This window comes from Gardnerella phocaeensis (genome assembly GCF_048545075.1).
GTDB lineage: Bacteria > Actinomycetota > Actinomycetes > Actinomycetales > Bifidobacteriaceae > Bifidobacterium > Bifidobacterium vaginale_J.
Genome location: NZ_JBKQXS010000001.1, coordinates 185,588 through 203,110, shown reverse-complemented (window position 1 = coordinate 203,110; position 17,523 = coordinate 185,588). Strand labels below are relative to the sequence as shown.

The window sequence follows — 17,523 nt, the reverse complement described above, 5'->3', positions numbered from 1 at the left end:
ATCAGAATCAACGCTATCACTTACAAGCAAAAAACACTCGTGTGTTGCGCACGTTTTTGCTAAGCTCACACAACTGCACTTACTACCTAGCTCAAATACAGTAATGTTTATATAGCATATGTGATTATTTGTCGCGAATTACTAAAGCAAGAAGTCTACCTTCATGCGATTTTCCAGTTAAACTAGCACGTCGATGAGAATACCATAGCGGATTTTCCAAAGTGCACATTGGGTTTTGCAAATTTTGCAAACGTTCTGGCAAAGACGCACCTTCACCATCTACTTCGCAAATCGTGCGCAATTCCTCATCTTCAGATAAATATTGCGTTGCAGCAGTAACTCGCGGCAAAGCGTCAACAATATTCGCTACTCCTGCGAGCGCTAAATCAATGCGCGCAGCTTCAGCAATATCAATACCGATTCCACCGAAACGTATTTTTGTTACTGTTTGTGGGTAGCGTTTTTCAAAATCGCGCGCAATACTCTCACCAACTTCGTAGCAATCTCCGCAAATACATGGGCCGAGCACTGCTGTTATGCGAGAACGCTCAGCTCCCTTTTCGCACATTGCTTCGATTGCAGCATCGAGCACTCCAGCCATCAAGCCTTTTCGCCCACAATGCGCTGCAGCGATTACTCCAGCTTCGTCGTCCGCAAGTAAAACGGGCAAACAATCTGCAGCAAACATTCCCAAAGCAAGCGAGCACGCAGTTGAAACTTGCGCATCTGCTTCAATTCTCAATTGCGAATCCGCAAAACCTGTTGCATCAAAGCCGTAAGAAGTATTCCATGAATCTACTACACTATCTGCGTCAAAAACTTCATTTCCGTGCACTTGAGCAACTAAAGATAAGTCCGCTTGTAACGCACGCTGTAAAGCTGCGCGATTGCTTGCTACAGCTTCCGCGCTATCTCCTGCGCGTCCGCCTAAATTAAGTGAAGCAAATGAGCCTTCAGAAATTCCACCCAATCTAGTAGTAAAAACTGCATGAGTGCGAGTTCCTAACGCCACCGGAATAGTCACAGGAATTGGTGCACCGTCCTCATCTTCGTGAGGCAACGGCATACCAGTTACGCTTGTTTCTTGCATTTTATTGTTTTCTTTCAGCCTAAATAAGCCAATTCTTCATTGCTTAATTGCAAATCGGAAGCTTTCAAACTATCTAAAATTGTAGCCGGTCTGTGAGCTCCAGGAATTACGAATACGTGATCGCCTTTAGCTAGCTCCCAAGCCAAAACTACTTGCTGATAGCTTACGTTATGATTTTCAGCAACTTTGCGGAATGGATCGAAAAGATGCTCGTCATAAGGATGGCGGAATCCACCTAACGGACTCCAGCAAACAAAAGCAATTCCAAGCTTTTCGCAATATTGCAAAGTATCTTCATTCTCTAAATGAACTGGAGAATATTGATTTTGTACTGCTACTAGCTTTTCTCCTAAAATGTTGCGCGCAATATCGATTTGCTCTACAGAAGCGTTAGAAATACCTATTTCTCGAGCCACACCTTCGTCAAGCAACTGTTGCATTGCTTCAATAGACTCATTGTATGGAACTTCTGGATCTGGCCTGTGGAAGTAAAGCAAGTCAATAGTGTCAACACCTAAAGCCATTGCAGACTCTTTGGCATGCGCAATCAAATGCTCTGGCTTGCCATCCTTACCCCATGTTGGTCGCCCATCAGTAAAGTTACGGAAGTGGCCGACTTTTGTTGCAACCAAAATAGAAGATTTGTCGCCTTTCCAGCTTTCTAAAGCTTCACGAACAAGCTTTTCGCCAGTTTGTTCCTCACCGCCAGAGCAGTAATACGCCCATGCGGTATCAATATGTGTGCAGCCAGCATCAAGAGCCGCGTGAATTGTTTCAATTCCCATATCGTGGCCAAGATTGTTTTCTATTGTCAATGGCATTTCGCCAAAACCAATAGCGGTCGTGTCAAACGAACCTAATGCGCGATGCATAACCATATTTCACCCCTATTTTGTAAGTTTTATATTTTTCGTAAGTATTTATTATTGCATTACGCTACTTTACGCAGTCGCAATATTTTACTACTTTTTATATTTTATTTTATTGCACAGATTGCATAAAACAGTTGAATCGCTATTTAAAAGAAATGCCTCCAAACGCAAACGCATCTTGAAGGCATTTCTATGAATATTTATTTTTATTTAGTATCTAGCAATAATTTTGCTTTAATACTATTTGCGCGATTAATCTTCCTCAAATGGATCAAAATCGCGACGCACGCGGCGACGAGGACGCTCTGTGCGCTCTTCACGAGCCGAACGATACTCGTCATAGTGATCGTCGTCAGCTGCATAACGCGGCTTTCGATCGGATACGCGACGATTTTCTGAATCTCGACGATTTGAGCGATCTTCACGGTCATCGCGGTCTGCGCGCTCTTCACGGTCGTCGCGATTTTCGTAACGATCGTCACGATCATCGCGCACACGGCGACGAGGACGCTCGTCAAAATCGTTGTCGCTGTAGCGATCATCGCGATCCGCACGATCCGCACGACGGTCGTCACGGCGAGCGCTGCGGTCATCATAACGGTTATCGCGATCCGCGTATCGGTCATTTCGATCCATGCGATCTCGATCGTCACGATCATCGCGCACGCGGCGACGAGGACGTTCATCGCGATCCGCACGATCATGATTATCGCGATCGTCACGGCGAGAACGACGGTAATCGCCACGAGAGTCACGAGAGTCACGAGAATCGCGATCGTCGCGAGAACTACGGGAACGATTTTCACGCGCTGCTGGAGCAGAAGATTCTTGATCTTCAAAACCTGGAATAGCCAAAGAAATCTTGCCGCGCTCATCTACGCTTTGCACGATAACTTCAACATCATCGCCTTCCTTCAGCACATCTTCAACAGTGTCAATGCGCTCACCGTTTGCTAAATTGCGAATCTGTGAAATATGAAGCAAACCGTCAGTTCCAGGAGTCAAATTCACAAAAGCTCCAAAGCTTGTGGTCTTAACAACCTTGCCTGTGAAAGTTTCACCAGCTTTTGGCACGCGAGGATTTGCAATAGAATCGATGATTCCCTTAGCTTTCTCAGCAGCTTCGCCACCTTCAGAAGAAATGTAAACAGTACCGTCATCTTCAATAGCGATTTCAGCACCAGTTTCTTCCTGAATTTGGTTAATCATCTTGCCCTTAGGTCCGATTACTTCACCAATCTTGTCTACAGGAATTGTGGTTGTAATAATGCGTGGAGCAAATGGGCTCATCTCAGCTGGGCAATCAATGCACTCGTTAATAACTTCAAGAATCGTTGTACGAGCTTCATGCGCCTGCTGCAAAGCGGCAGCCAAAATATCAGCTGGAATACCATCAAGCTTCGTATCGAGCTGCAAAGCAGTGATGAATTCGGAAGTACCAGCAACCTTGAAGTCCATATCACCAAATGCATCTTCTGCACCGAGAATATCGGTCAAAGTCTTGAAGATATGCTTTCCATCAACATCGCCAGAAACTAAGCCCATAGCAATACCAGCAACTGGAGCTTTCAAAGGCACGCCAGCAGCAAGCAAAGAAAGCGTAGAAGCGCAAACGGAACCCATAGAAGTAGAACCATTAGAACCAATAGCTTCAGACACCTGACGAATAGCGTATGGGAACTCTTCGCGGCCTGGCAATACTGGAACCAAAGCCTTCTCAGCTAAAGCACCGTGACCGATTTCACGACGCTTTGGAGAACCAACGCGACCAGTTTCACCAGTGGAATATGGAGGCATTTCGTAGTTGTGCATATAACGCTTGGTTTGTGGGCCAGAAAGCGCATCAACCTGCTGCTCCATCTTAAGCATATTCAAAGTAGTCACACCCAAAATCTGGGTTTCACCACGCTGGAAGAGTGCAGAACCGTGTACGCGAGGCACAACATCAACTTCTGCAGAAAGCGTACGAATATCACGCAAACCGCGACCATCAATACGATAATCTTCAGTCAAAATACGACGGCGAACAATTTGACGCTGCAATTCCTTGAAGGCGTTGCCGAGTTCCTTTTCCTTTTCGGCTTCGTCCATATCAGTGAATTCTTCAGCGATTGCAGCACGCACACCTTCTTTAATCTCAGCAATGCGATCTTGACGAGGCAGCTTTTCAGCAATAGAAAGAGCCTCGTTCAAATCAGCATGCGCAATCTCGTCAATACGAGCATAAAGTTCGTCAGTATATTCTGGGAAGAGTTGGAATTCCTTAGTTTCCTTAGCTGCAATGCGCTTCAACTCATTTTGAGCATCGCAAATAACCTTAATAAATGGCTTTGCAGCTTCCAAACCGCCGGCTACAACTTGCTCATCTGGCTTAGTTTGACCATCATTGTAAATCAAATTCCAAGCATTCTTACCAGCACCAGCCTCAATCATTGCAATAGCAACATCGCCGTTTTCAATCACGCGACCAGCCACAACAATTTCAAATACTGCACGCTCGCGCTCACTCCAGCGTGGGAAAGCAACCCACTGGCCGTCAATCAAAGCCAAACGAACGCCGGAAACTGGACCCTCAAATGGCAAACCAGAAATCATAGTAGATGCAGACGCAGCATTCAAAGCAATAACATCGTAAGCATCATCTGGATTAATTGCCAAAATTGTTTCAACAACTTGCACTTCGTTACGTAAAGTGTGTGGGAACAACGGGCGCAACGGGCGATCAATAATACGGCATGCCAACGTTGCTTCGTTAGAAGGACGACCTTCACGGCGGAAGAACGAACCTGGAATCTTTCCAGCAGCATACATTTTTTCTTCCACATCTACAGTTAATGGGAAGAAGTCGTAATTTTCCTTCGGGCTAGATCCTGCAGTCGTCGTCGACAAAATCATGGAATCGTCATCCAAATATGCGGCAACAGCACCGTCTGCTTGCTGAGCAAGTCGACCAGTTTCAAAGCGTAGCGTACGCTTACCAAATGAACCATTATCAATAACGGCTTCTACAGCCTTAATTTCGGGACCCTCCACGGGTTCCTCCTTTTCTTAACTTACCTAATCAACCAACATGCGTAATAACATTGACGACTTCGCATTATTACCTATATGCGAATATTTGCGCTCTTTGCAACACTTGCGTTACGTCAATATTTCGTAGTGTTTTTTGTTTCGGTTACTTCAATCATCCGTATTAAGTTATGCTTCAATTTTCAATTATGTGTTGAATTATGTGTTAATTCTTTTTAGTTATAAATTATTTTTTAGTTATAAATTTTAAATATTGCCCACTACTTTATTGCCCACTACACTTTCCCCAAATATTGCGCATGAGTGAACAATTTATGCATTTAACAATTAAGCAAAACGTATAAATAATACAAAAGCCCGAGCTTAAGCCCGGGCAATAAGACTATCGACGCAAGCCGAGTCGTTCAATCAAAGAACGATAACGGTTGATGTCAACACGCTTCAAGTAATCGAGAAGACGACGACGATCACCAACCATGAGCAACAAACCACGACGAGAATGATGATCGTGCTTGTGCTCCTTCAAATGCTCAGTAAGGTCAGCAATGCGCTTGCTAAGCAAAGCGACCTGCACTTCTGGGGAACCCGTGTCACCCTCGTGCGTCGCGTATTCGTTGATAATGTTCTTCTTATCTTCAGCCGTTAATGCCACGGCGTCCTCCTTAATATCACTGCGCGGTGCCACAACCTCATGCTGTAGCGCTCTCAATCCGCGGGCGTTACACGCCAAGCGTCTATTGTACAACCACTTGCAAACAACTTATTTTTGTAGAATCTAAACATTACATTGCTGTCAAAAAACCACCAAAAATAACTACTAATATTGCCAAAACCTCAATTGCATAAAACATTATGAACGATGCCCAACTTCGCGTAAGAACATTCAAAGCCGAAGTCTTAGGAACAATTACAAGCAAACCGACAAAAATGACAGCAAATACAGCTACTCCAATACCTGCAGAAATAATGCCAAGATTTGCCGCATTCGCTAAACCTGAAGCATGACCATAGACCACATAAGTCGAATACCAGAAGCTCATGTTTAGCATGCATAATCCAGCAATAAGTTGTTCTAAAGCCAGAAAAACAGCAAACATTATTCTCCAAATCCAACGATGAGTGTCAATTAATGCCATTGCGAGACTTGTAAAAGCAGCTACTGTTATTACCCAAGAAATAAAAACGACACCTTGCGAAGACAATCCAGAGCAATGCGAAATAACCCATAAAGTATGACGAACTGCCATAATGCGACCAATCCAATACGGAATAACAATGGCAACAAGCAGAACACCAAAATAAATCCACCATCTCTTTGGATTAGAATGCTTACGAGAAAAATCAGCAATAGACAAGTCTGTTTCCGGCAAACCAATGTTTAAATATTCGTCAGAAATTTCGCTTTTTGAATCATCATTCTTTTTCGGAACTTCATTAGCATTGATTACGCGAGCAGAACGTTTCCTAGGCTTTAGTGGAGCAAAACTTTGCGGACGTTCACTATCATGCTCATCATTTAACTTCATGCGCTACTTCTCCTGCCAATCTTTAATCGTCAAGCAATTCTCAAGTTTTAACAATGCAACATTACATTACTAATATTGTATGTTATAACGCAATTAACTGATAGCGTGTGCACAAAAAGTGTCAACCGTTTATGGCGACTGCTAGGCTCAAAATAACAGTTGTTTCGCTTGATTTTTAATTAGCAAGCGTCACTAAATACGCAAAATTTATGACAGGACATTATGGGATTTATTCATTTTATTGTTAACCTACTCAAGGATCCACGCTCAGCTATTGCAAGTTGGATTGCAATGGGCACAGCTCCAGCATTAGGTCTTATTTTTCTCATTGTTTTTATTGAAACAGGCGTAGTATTCTTCCCATTCCTTCCAGGAGATTCACTTCTTTTTGCAGCAGGCTTTTTTGCAGCTCCTGACGCTCAAACTGGTCATAGCGCGCTTCCACTTCCGCTATTACTTGCCGTAGTGTGGCTAGCACCAATTATTGGCGATCAGTGCAATTACTTTATTGGTCATTTCTTCGGTCGAAAGATTGTAGAATCCGGAAAAGTAAAAGCACTCACTCCAGAACGAGTTGCAAAAACCGAAAAAATGATTGATAAATGGGGTCCGCTGGCTGTATTCTTGGGCAGATTCTTCCCATTCATACGCACTTTTATGCCGTTTATTTCCGGAATTTCTGGAATGCGTTGGACACGTTTCACACCATTTTCTGTATTAGGCGGTCTCATTTGGTCGTCGCTTTTCACATTTCTTGGATATTTCTTCGGCAAGATTGATTTTGTACAGAAGAATTTTGAATTAGTAATTGTTGCAATTTTGCTTATCTCGCTTGTGCCAACTTTTATTGGTTTATACAAAGCGCACAAAGCAAAGAAAGCAGCAAAACTTAATAAAGAAAGCAAGTAAAGAGGTATTTTAACTTACGACACTCAAGCACGCTGCACTACAAAAAATGTTGTTTTTATACAAGCTTTGTAGTACAGTGTGCAGAGTTGTCATAAGATGATTTGTCTTAGACATTGGGGCTATAGCTCAGTTGGTAGAGCGCTTCGTTCGCATCGAAGAGGTCGTGGTTTCGATTACCATTAGCTCCACTAAGCCCACTGCATTCATTCCACCGCAGTGGGCTTTTTATTTTCTCGCACAATGCCTATCAAATCTATCGAAACTATCAAAACCATTAAAACAGCTTACTGACGTTAATTTTCTTTTTAAAAATAGTGCTAATTACTAATACAGCACAAAGAATCGCTATAATTCCAGCGCCAATATAAGCCACAATTTCTATATAATTTACCGAGTTTCGTTTAAAGGAATCAGCATTTTCAAAAGATTTTTCCGATTTTTTCACTTGCGAACGAGCTACCCAATCATCGCCATCGGAGCTATTTTCGGAACCATCATCAGAACTATCAGTATCTTTACTCTCGCTATTTTTAGATTTTTTATCTGCTTCAGATTTTTTTACAATCTTATTTGCAATAGAAACAATTTTTACATTTTTATATTGCAAAGTTGTTATATTCCCCGCATAATCTGCAGCTTTTACTAATACGTCGTGAGTAAAACCGTCTGGTTTTAGTTTTGTAGATAAAACTGATTTATTCACATCTTTACTGCTCCAAATACGATTTGTTTTACCATCAACATCGATTGTTACATATTGCAATGCTATGTTATCTTTTGCACTAATACGTAAAGTTTTTCCTTCTTTATTAGTGCGATAAGTAGAATTATTTTGCATATCAAACACTGTTGCGATTGGAGCAATATTATCTACTGTAAATTGCACAGATGCTGGTGCAAATTGCAACATTCCTTCTTTTTTGCTAACTGCACTTTCGTTACAAGAATGATTTCCTGCCTTGTCTACTGACATAACGCGCACACGATAATGAGCATTATCTGCAAAATTTCGTTTAAAAATAGTGTAAGTCAATCGTTTCCAGCCATGATCTATGCGACTGTTTACAGAAAAATCCTGTTTTGACAAAATCTTCTCTACACCGTCTTGAATAACACTAATTTTTGCAGGACTTGCAAGTCCGCTAGGATTGAGTTCTTCAATATGAATATCTTTAGCATTTTGCAATTGTTTACGATTAATTTCTTTAGTGGAACTATCTATACTAAATGAGGAACCGCTTCTATTTATAGAAAATTGCAACTGACCAGAAACAACATGATCTACTAAATCTTTAGCGCTCCACTGAAGCTGATACACGTCATCGTCTTGAATTCCATTATAAAAACCTGCGTATTGCACACTTACGCTTTGCGAATCAGCTTTTTTAGGCACAAAAGAACGCAATTCCTTAGAATATCGCATTCTTCTCAACGAATACGTTACGCTTGCAGGTTTTAGCCAACGATCTTTTATAACTAATGTTGGAACTACAGCATGAGAATACGCTCCGCCTTGTTGCACTCCAGTAATAGAAACAGTTGGCGAAAGCGTATCAATAATGAATTTATTACTGATAGAAGAACTCGCATTACCCGATAAATCTTCAACACAATAGCGAACATCCCAAGAAGCGTCCCCCAAAAAAGAAACATCAGCATACCACACGTTTGTATGCACACCATCGTTTTTAAAGCTTTTAGCTGTAAGTACCATAACCTGCTTACCGTCAGCAAAAACTTTCGCAATAGGAAAAGAATCGTGAAGCAAATACGAGAAAACGAACGAATCGTCCTGTATTAATATTCTTGAAGCTCGATTATTACGAAAATATTTGCCTTCATACGATGCGTTGTTGTCATAGCTAACACTCAAGCGAGGAGCAGTTTTATCAATAACAACATATCTTGGACGCTTGTTATAAGAGTTATCTTTTGTTAAATCTGAAGCATTCAAAACTGAATCAGGAATGCTTAATATTGGCTTACGAGAGCGCAATTTGTTGCTAGAAAGTTTACTTTCATTAGAAATATAGTTAGTTTGCTTTGAAACATGAGGATTAGAGTCAACTCCTCCCCATATGCGTTTAGGATGCATTGTTACAGCAGCAAGTCTTATAGAGATATCTTGCAAATCGTATATTCCTTCTTTTTGCAATTCAACTCTTACTATTCCTAATACTCGAGGTCGGATCTTATAACGAATATTAACCAAGGACGACACCGCCTCAACCTTAGCTAAATCAGCTTTGGCACTCACTATTTGATATCTTCCAACGCTAACAGTAGCTTTATGCGCGTTCCTAATTTCCGAAGCGTCCAATCCATCAAAAGTTATAAGTAGCGAAGCAGAACGTTTAGTAAACATGTACTCGCCTTGAGTGCGAACAGTTTTCTGTTTTGTCATAACAGAAACATTTGCTATATGCAATCCTTTGGCTGCGTTATAGCTGTTCTTTGCATATGCAATAGAATTAAGTGGCAATAATGCAGCAGCTATAGCAACACTAATAAACGCAATAATCCCAATATAAACACCAATGCGAGCGCAATCGCATTTAAGTCGCTTGAAAAACCACATATCCCCCAAATTTCTTTGTTTACACATTTATTCCCCCCTTTTTATTATTTCTTTTATTTCTTTTATTTCTTTTGCAAAAAAGCTAAATTAATTTCGTCTTGAACTTTTTTGACGCTATCGATTGCGTTTTTCTTTCTACTTACAGCTTCATCATTTGACACATGCGCTTGTTTAAGAAGATATTCTGCCTTGTCGCACATTTGCTGAATTTCTTGTTTACTTGATCCACTTTCTAGGAACATTGGCAACCACGAATGAATTGATTGCAAAACTAGTTCTCCAGTATCCACGAACAAGACGTCTCCGTGATCTTTCTCAACAATTTGCATTAACTGCTGTAATTGATTCACATAATTTTTATACGTTTCTACGCTTGCACAATCTTTAGAAACATCAACAAGTTGCGCATAAGCGTCAGAAATAGCGATGTACGCACTTAACATTTTTTGATTTGAAACAGTATGCGATATGCCATCAGAATTAGTTTCTACAGCTTGCGAAGACGCTTCATCCGCATCCTTCTCATATTTTTGAGCCTCTTGGAACCATACTTTTGCTACTCGCATACGAGATAATCGTTCTGTTTGCGAAACTTTTCCAGAAAATCCTGCAAAATAGTACCAATACGCTTTGCCTATTTCTATAGAAATATTCAACCAATCTTTATTTACAGTACGCAAGTTTTGCTCGTATTTATTAATCAAACCAACAAAACATTGCTCTTCGTCGGCACTCCATTGCTGATCTGCAAGTTGAATTTGCAATAAACTTTGGAGAGGTTTAAATGACATTTTGCTTATGTATTTCTTTTTGAGCATACTATTTTGCACTTGCATTGCATGAGAAATATAGCGACATGCAATATCCGAATTGCTTTCGCGCTCAGCTAATTGCATGTAAGAATCGTAGCTTTTATTATTTTTGCGTATTTCCTCAATTCTTTTACTACTTGGCTCACTATCAAAAGATTGCTTATTTCGATTTACAAAAGCATGCCCAACAAATAAACCTAAGCAGTTGAATAAAATTACTATAAAAACCAGCGCTACAACAATTAATGCCGTAATTGCATAGCGCTTTTTTCTAGGCTTAGAACTATTTTTGCATTGTTTGCGTTGCAATACATTCGTAGAGGTGTCGCATTGTTGTGAATGTTTTTCTGTATGCTCACACGCTTCCAGTGCAGAAAACATTTCTTCACAATCTTTATATCTATGAGATGGTTTAGTAGCTGTAGCTATTGCGAGCACGGACACTAATTGTTCTACTACTTCGCGATTCCCGTGAGGCAATAGTACAGAAGATTGCACGTCTGTTTTAGACACTTCAGTTGGCAATAATGCGTAACGCAATGTCATTCCAATCGAATACACATCGCTCGAAGTAGTTGCTGCAGAGTTTTCGTTCAAAATTTCAGGAGCAGTAAAAATATTAGTAGCAAATCGAGCGTTGCACTGGTCTATTGTGCGCAAATCAAGCACTCCCCCGTTTGCATATAATTGCGTTGCAGCACCAAAATCAATCAAACGGACTGTGCCATCTTCTGAAATCATAACCTGAGAAGGCTTAAGATCACCGTATATAATTGGCGGATAATGCGAATGTAAATAAGAAAGTATTGAGCAAAGTTGCATACCTAAATCAAGAACGGTTTCAACATTTTGCAATCCAGATTCTTCTACAATAGATTTTAAAGAACGTCCCTTTACATAATCGCGAACAGCATAAGCTCTACCATTTTCTTCAAAAAAATCAACAATTCGCGGAATAGCTGGATGATCGCATTCCTTTAAAACATTCGCTTCAGCGCGTAAGGATTGAATAATATGCTGTTGATACTCTTCGTCTCCTTGCAGAAGTGTTTCTTTAACAGCCCATTGCTTGTGCAAAACGGTGTCAACAGCAAGAAACACTGTTGAAGTACCACCACGCCCCAGCTCACCGAGCAGCTGATAGCGTCCGCCTACACAAACCATCGTTACGCCTCCGCAATATTGAAAACTACAACTACTCATCAAATATTTCAGTTAATTTTTTGAGTAATTGAATTACAGTTGCGACTACTGTACCGATAAATTTATGCGTAAAAAAGCTTTTTATAGCATTGTGGATAAAAGCTTATAACCTTACAAAACTCACGTTTTGTAGAAGAAGTAGAAGAATATATCAGTCGATATTAGCGCCCAAAGCTAAAAGTTTGCCTCTAAAATCTGCATATCCTCGATCAATTAGCGAAATTCCGCGCACATTCGACGGACCTTGAGCAGTAAGAGCTGCAATCAAATGGCTAAAACCTCCGCGCAAATCAGGTACGTCAATATCTTGACCTGTCAACGGAGTAGGTCCGAAAATAACTGCAGAATGCTTGTAATTGCGCTGCTGGAACCTGCAAGGAAGCGAACCTAAGCATTCACGATAAAGCTGAATCATAGCTCCCATTTGCACAAGTGGCTTCGTGAAACCAAAACGATTTTCATAAACAGTTTCATGCACAATACTCAAGCCCTTAGCTTGAGTAAGCGCAACAACAAGAGGCTGCTGCCAATCAGTCATAAAACCAGGATGCACATCGGTTTCAATAGCAACCGGATGCAAATCCCCACCCGGATGCCAAAAACGAATTCCTTTATCTGTCACATCAAACTGTCCGCCAACTTTACGGAACACATTTAAGAAAGTCATCATTTCTGGCTGAGTTGCGCCCTTAATAAACACATCTCCGTGTGTTGCAAGAGCAGCAGAAGCCCAAGAAGCTGCTTCAATGCGATCAGTTAATGACGTATGAGTATATCCTTGAAGCTCTTTTACTCCCTCGATACGGAAAGTACGGTCAACGTCTACAGAAATAATCGCACCCATCTTTTGCAAAACGGCTACCAAATCCATAATTTCTGGCTCAATTGCAGCTCCGGAAAGCTCTGTACGACCTTCTGCAAGAACTGCTGCAAGCAAAGTCTGCTCGGTTGCACCGACAGAAGGATAAGGCAAATGAATTTTAGTGCCATGCAAGCCATTAGGTGCAGTAATATGAATACCATCCTCGTGATCTTTATCTACATTTGCACCAAGTTTACGCAACGTCTCAAGATGAAAATCAATTGGACGGCCACCAATATTGCATCCTCCAAGCGCAGGAATAAACGCTTCTCCAAGACGATGAAGAAGAGGACCAGAGAAAAGAATTGGAATACGAGACGAGCCAGAAAGAGTGTCGACGTCAGCTACATCTGCGAGCTGCACTTTTGTGGCATCAATTGTCACAATGCCTTCAGGTCCATTAACTTCAACGTCAACACCATGCAAACGCAATAAATCAGAAACTACATGAACATCGCGAATTTCAGGAACGTTTTTTAGAACAGACTTACCTGGTGCCAACAAAGCTGCAACCATAGCCTTGCTAACAAAGTTTTTTGCGCCACGCACTTTAATAGTGCCATTAAGCGGCTTACCACCTTCTACATGCAACACATCTGCAGCGTCAATGCCACTATTGTTGTTCTGTTCAGCCGTATCGTGTGCGGACACATTTACCTCTTTCGTTCGCGCTAAAACACTATTCACTATAATACCGGCATATTTGCCAACGCGCTCATGCAATCTATTAAAACTGATTAAATTAATGCGTAGATTGTTGACGCCATCGGCGAATCAATCTAATAAGCAATGATGGTTTACGCAATAAATCTACTTCTGGCAATTCATGCTCAGATTCAGCTGTAAGAGCATAAGTATAGGCTTTTTTGGAAGAAGGTTTGCCAACAAGATTCCCAAATTCAAGCATTTGCGTACGCGGTTCAAACGGGTGACGAATATCAAATTCGAGCAAGCGCACGCCTCTTTTAGCAGGTTCAGGGCCGTAAGATCCAAAACCACATGTAGGAGTGGCAACAAATAGCATATTACTCTCGGGATCTTTAGCTGCGAAAGAATTGCGGTGATCGTGACCGGCAATTAGCGCAAAAGCTCCTGCATCAAGCAAGGCAGCGTATTCACCACTATCGACGTCAGGGCAGCTAATTCCTTCACCTAAATACCCATCAGGCAGAACGTGTTTTTCGTCAAGAGCATAATAGCGACCAGCAAAAGTACGATACCCTTCAATAGCATGTTCGCGCGCAGCGAGTTCTTGCGGAACTTCGCGAAGAACACGATAATATTGCGGCAATGGAAAATGCTGAAAAACGCAAATATGCTCAGGCAAATAAGAAGGAAGACCAGAGATAAACTCGTTAGTTTTTTTAGAAGGACTACCATAGCCGCCGGATTTAGCATAATCTCCCGAATCAACTAAAACTATTGAAAAAACAACCTTTTCATGCTTTTCATCCATAACAGGCAAGGCAAAAGTACCAGGCTCACATGTAAAAATAATCTGCTTTGGCAACACACATTTTGTCGATTGCATAGCACTTGCAGAAGATGCACTAGAAGCACTACGATTCATGCAGCATGGAAAATCTTGATATATCTTATCAAGCTCTTCATTACTTAGACCGCACTGGAAATCATGATTCCCATAAGTAACAACCCACGGAATACTGCGATCTTCTAGTGGCTTCATTAACTTAGCAACAAATTCGTGCACTTTATCAACCAATTGCTTCTTATCAGAAGCCGAAATATTGGAAGATTCCTGCCAGCGTCTACGCTGAAAAGTTTTTGCAAATACTTTTTCATAACCTGCAATCTGGTTTCCGCTAAAAACTACAAGATCTGGTCGCACAGCATCGCAAGCAGAAGCAATAAGTCGAATAGTATCTTGTGAAATACGTAACCCATCTTGAACATCTGCACACTGAAGCACCCGGAATTTACCAGAAAGATGGAACTGCAAACGTCCTAAACGCGCCGAAACAGATAAAGGAAGTGCCGCAGATGCATTAGCTTCAGATTGTGCAGAATCAGTCATACTTTAAGCATACGGCAGATATGCCGCGACTCACTCAATTTTGTGCGCAAGTTTACATAAATTATTTACATTCAAAAATACTAAATTAAGCAAATACTGATAATAAATAACCTAAAAGCGATAAAAACGTGCAATTTCAGTAAAATAGTTACAAATTCACAGACAATTCACAGGTAATCGCATTACTGCGCTCAGCATAAGGTGGTTATTATATATACATCAAAAGGAAATAAACTACAAGCAAGTAGTTGAATTTGACTTTAATAACTTAAACCTCTCTTCTTCTCTTCTTTCTCTAACCCCGGTCACGCACCGGGGTTTTTGATTTTAAGGCTGCATAAGAAGCACGCGGTAAGCGTGGTAAACGGGATAAGCGGCAGAAACTGAGCACGCATGTAAAGAAACTGCCGCTTTCACGCCAAAAAACGGCAGAAACTTTACGACCGTGTAAAGAAAAGGTCGACTACGCGCCCAAAAAAGGCAGAAACTTTACAGTGATGTAAAGAAACTGCCGTTTTATCGCCTTAATCCGACCAAAACTTTACAGCCGCGTAAAGAAAATGTCGCGCGCTGAGGCAAATCGCAGGAATACAGATAGATAACAAAAAAGCCCTCGTTCTACGAGAGCTATTCGCTGGGGTACCTGGACTCGAACCAAGAATGGATGAACCAGAATCACCTGTGTTGCCAATTACACCATACCCCAATTGGCAGGCTTCGCGGCTCTTGGAACCGTTCCGTCTTCGTACCCCCGACCGGATTTGAACCGGTGTTGGCGCCGTGAGAGGGCGTAGTCCTAGACCGCTAGACGACGGGGGCTTTCATTTATTAGCTACGCCTCTTGACGCAACAAATAGCGACTTTACAACATAACAGCTCAATGCGCAACCGCGGCGTGTCGAAGTTAAAAGGACAAGCATATTAAACTGCAAAATAACGCACAAATAAAAAAGGCGGAAATGCAGCAATAGTGCCACACTCCCGCCTTGTTCAAATTTTATTTGCGCTTATAAATTATTTGCGATTTACAAGTGCTCACGCAATCCAGCCAAACGCGCCAAAGTCACGTCTTTGCCCACGATTTCCATGGACTCAAACAGTGGAGGCGAAACGCGACGACCAGAAAGCGCAACTCGCACAGGGCCAAATGCCAAGCGCGGCTTGTAACCAGCTTCCTCAACAAGCTTCTTGTTCAAAAGCTCATGCAAGGAATCAGTGCGCCAATCAGAAGCGTCAACACCCTTCAAAGCAGCGATTGCGGCGTCAAGAACCTCGCCTGCAGATTCCTTCAACTGCTTACGAGCGTCGTCATCTGGCTCAATGTAGCCATCTTCACTTAACAAGCTACCAACCATTCCAGCAACTTCACCGAGCAAACGCACGCGAGGCTGAACAAGAGGAGCAGCAGCTGTGAGCACGTCACGCTCGCGGTCAGTTAACGCATCCCAATTATCTGCGCTAACTACGCCATCCTTATGCAAGTAAGACACAGAACGATTCAAGAAATCTTGAGGCTCAAGCATACGAATATGCTCAGCGTTAATCGAAATTGCTTTATCCAAGTCAAAGTGTGCAGGATTTGCCTTAACATCGCGCACATCAAACTTTTCAATCATTTCGTCCATAGTGAACACGTCACGATCAGGAGCAATCGACCATCCAAGCAAAGCCAAGTAGTTCAGCAAGCCTTCTGGAATAAATCCGTTATCTCTATGCAAGAACAAGTTGGACTCAGGGTCTCTCTTGGAAAGCTTCTTCTTACCTTCACCCATAACGTAAGGCATATGGCCGTAAAGTGGAGTTTCCTTAGCAATACCCATTTCCATAAGGTAACGGTAAAGCACAATCTGACGAGGCGTGGAGCTCAAAATATCCTCACCGCGCAAAACCACGTTCACATCCATTAATGCGTCGTCAACAGGGTTCGTAAGCGTGTAAAGCGGATCGCCATTCGGGCGCACAATCACATAATCTGGAACAGATCCAGCTTTAAAAGTAATTTCGCCACGAATCAAATCGTTAAAAGTAATGTCTTCATTTGGCATCTTCAAGCGAAGTGCAGGTTTGCGGCCTTCGTCGCGGAAAGCTTGCTTCTGCTCTTCCGTAAGATTGCGATCGTAGCCATCGTAACCAAATTCAGCAGGACGACCAGCAGCAATATTACGCTCCTTAATTTCTTCAGGAGTAGAGAAGGATTCGTACGCGTATCCTGCTTCAAAAAGCTTTTGCGCTACGTCTTTATAAATTTCCATGCGCTGAGACTGGCGATACGGTCCGTTATCTCCGCCAACATCAATGCCCTCGTCCCAATCAATATTGAGCCAACGAAGAGCCTCAATAATCTGCTGGTAGCTTTCCTCGCTATCACGCTCATTATCGGTATCTTCAATGCGGAACAGCAATTTGCCATGAGTATGGCGAGCCTCAGCCCAGTTAAACAGCGCGGTACGAACCATACCTACGTGAGGTGTACCAGTTGGCGAAGGGCAAAAACGCACGCGAACATTCTTTGGAAGTTCAGGCTTTGTGGATTTTGTTGCATTATTAGCAACTTCTTGAGTTTCCTCGATATCAGTCATAGGTTCCATTGTGCCGCGCGTTACGGA

The 17,523-nt window shown here is 42.0% G+C and carries 11 protein-coding genes and 3 tRNA genes; 2 read left to right on the top strand and 12 right to left on the bottom strand.

What is annotated here, in order from left to right; genetic code table 11:
• Window positions 1-124: 124 nt before the first annotated feature.
• The 5 genes from ACJV2T_RS00860 to ACJV2T_RS00840 all read right to left on the bottom strand — a co-directional run bounded on the left by ACJV2T_RS00860 (window position 125) and on the right by ACJV2T_RS00840 (window position 6,518).
• Window positions 125-1,090: a purine nucleoside phosphorylase YfiH/LACC1 family protein gene (locus ACJV2T_RS00860; protein ID WP_419398879.1), complete on the bottom strand. Its 966-nt coding sequence runs from the start codon at window positions 1,088-1,090 to the stop codon at window positions 125-127.
• A gap of 14 nt (window positions 1,091-1,104) precedes the next feature.
• The gene (locus ACJV2T_RS00855) at window positions 1,105-1,968 is read right to left on the bottom strand and encodes an aldo/keto reductase (protein ID WP_419398878.1); all 864 of its coding nucleotides are present in this window, start codon (window positions 1,966-1,968) and stop codon (window positions 1,105-1,107) included.
• Window positions 1,969-2,214: 246 nt separating this feature from the next.
• Window positions 2,215-4,995, bottom strand: a complete 2,781-nt coding sequence (locus ACJV2T_RS00850; protein WP_419398877.1) for a polyribonucleotide nucleotidyltransferase — start codon at window positions 4,993-4,995, stop codon at window positions 2,215-2,217.
• A 379-nt stretch (window positions 4,996-5,374) separates the two neighbouring features.
• Window positions 5,375-5,644 carry a 30S ribosomal protein S15 gene (gene rpsO / locus ACJV2T_RS00845; protein WP_004109774.1) on the bottom strand — a complete coding sequence of 90 codons (270 nt, stop codon included), beginning with the start codon at window positions 5,642-5,644 and terminating at the stop codon, window positions 5,375-5,377.
• A 130-nt stretch (window positions 5,645-5,774) separates the two neighbouring features.
• Entirely contained in the window at window positions 5,775-6,518 is a 744-nt protein-coding gene (locus ACJV2T_RS00840; RefSeq protein ID WP_415683261.1) for a teichoic acid transporter, read from the bottom strand.
• 222 nt (window positions 6,519-6,740) lie between these two features.
• Between ACJV2T_RS00840 and ACJV2T_RS00835 the strand changes: the two genes are divergently transcribed.
• Both ACJV2T_RS00835 and ACJV2T_RS00830 read left to right on the top strand, forming a co-directional pair.
• On the top strand, window positions 6,741-7,427 hold the full coding sequence (locus ACJV2T_RS00835; RefSeq protein ID WP_391496218.1) for a DedA family protein: 687 nt from the start codon (window positions 6,741-6,743) through the stop codon (window positions 7,425-7,427).
• Between the two features lie 115 nt (window positions 7,428-7,542).
• Window positions 7,543-7,615: transfer RNA gene (locus ACJV2T_RS00830), tRNA-Ala, on the top strand.
• A gap of 86 nt (window positions 7,616-7,701) precedes the next feature.
• Here ACJV2T_RS00830 and ACJV2T_RS00825 read toward each other — a convergent pair.
• The 7 genes from ACJV2T_RS00825 to gltX form a co-directional block, all read right to left on the bottom strand.
• Complete coding sequence (locus ACJV2T_RS00825; protein ID WP_419398876.1) at window positions 7,702-10,032, bottom strand: hypothetical protein; 2,331 nt, start codon at window positions 10,030-10,032, stop codon at window positions 7,702-7,704.
• A 35-nt stretch (window positions 10,033-10,067) separates the two neighbouring features.
• On the bottom strand, window positions 10,068-11,981 hold the full coding sequence (locus ACJV2T_RS00820; RefSeq protein WP_419398875.1) for a serine/threonine protein kinase: 1,914 nt from the start codon (window positions 11,979-11,981) through the stop codon (window positions 10,068-10,070).
• Between the two features lie 190 nt (window positions 11,982-12,171).
• Complete coding sequence (murA, locus tag ACJV2T_RS00815; protein WP_419398874.1) at window positions 12,172-13,533, bottom strand: UDP-N-acetylglucosamine 1-carboxyvinyltransferase; 1,362 nt, start codon at window positions 13,531-13,533, stop codon at window positions 12,172-12,174.
• Window positions 13,534-13,624: 91 nt separating this feature from the next.
• Window positions 13,625-14,917, bottom strand: a complete 1,293-nt coding sequence (locus ACJV2T_RS00810; protein WP_419398873.1) for a metallophosphoesterase — start codon at window positions 14,915-14,917, stop codon at window positions 13,625-13,627.
• Window positions 14,918-15,551: 634 nt separating this feature from the next.
• A tRNA-Gln gene (locus tag ACJV2T_RS00805) sits at window positions 15,552-15,623 on the bottom strand.
• A gap of 40 nt (window positions 15,624-15,663) precedes the next feature.
• Window positions 15,664-15,736, bottom strand: a tRNA-Glu gene (locus ACJV2T_RS00800).
• A gap of 206 nt (window positions 15,737-15,942) precedes the next feature.
• Window positions 15,943-17,505 carry a glutamate--tRNA ligase gene (gltX, locus tag ACJV2T_RS00795; protein WP_419398872.1) on the bottom strand — a complete coding sequence of 521 codons (1,563 nt, stop codon included), beginning with the start codon at window positions 17,503-17,505 and terminating at the stop codon, window positions 15,943-15,945.
• Between the last annotated feature and the right edge of the window lie 18 nt (window positions 17,506-17,523).

Coding starts and splice junctions, on each gene's coding strand:
- ACJV2T_RS00840 (WP_415683261.1), bottom strand. CDS start 6,518: ATGAAGTTAAATGATGAGCATGATAGTGAACGTCCGCAAAGTTTTGCT.
- ACJV2T_RS00835 (WP_391496218.1), top strand. CDS start 6,741: ATGGGATTTATTCATTTTATTGTTAACCTACTCAAGGATCCACGCTCA.
- ACJV2T_RS00825 (WP_419398876.1), bottom strand. CDS start 10,032: ATGTGTAAACAAAGAAATTTGGGGGATATGTGGTTTTTCAAGCGACTT.
- ACJV2T_RS00855 (WP_419398878.1), bottom strand. CDS start 1,968: ATGGTTATGCATCGCGCATTAGGTTCGTTTGACACGACCGCTATTGGT.
- ACJV2T_RS00860 (WP_419398879.1), bottom strand. CDS start 1,090: ATGCAAGAAACAAGCGTAACTGGTATGCCGTTGCCTCACGAAGATGAG.
- gltX (WP_419398872.1), bottom strand. CDS start 17,505: ATGGAACCTATGACTGATATCGAGGAAACTCAAGAAGTTGCTAATAAT.
- ACJV2T_RS00810 (WP_419398873.1), bottom strand. CDS start 14,917: ATGACTGATTCTGCACAATCTGAAGCTAATGCATCTGCGGCACTTCCT.
- ACJV2T_RS00820 (WP_419398875.1), bottom strand. CDS start 11,981: ATGGTTTGTGTAGGCGGACGCTATCAGCTGCTCGGTGAGCTGGGGCGT.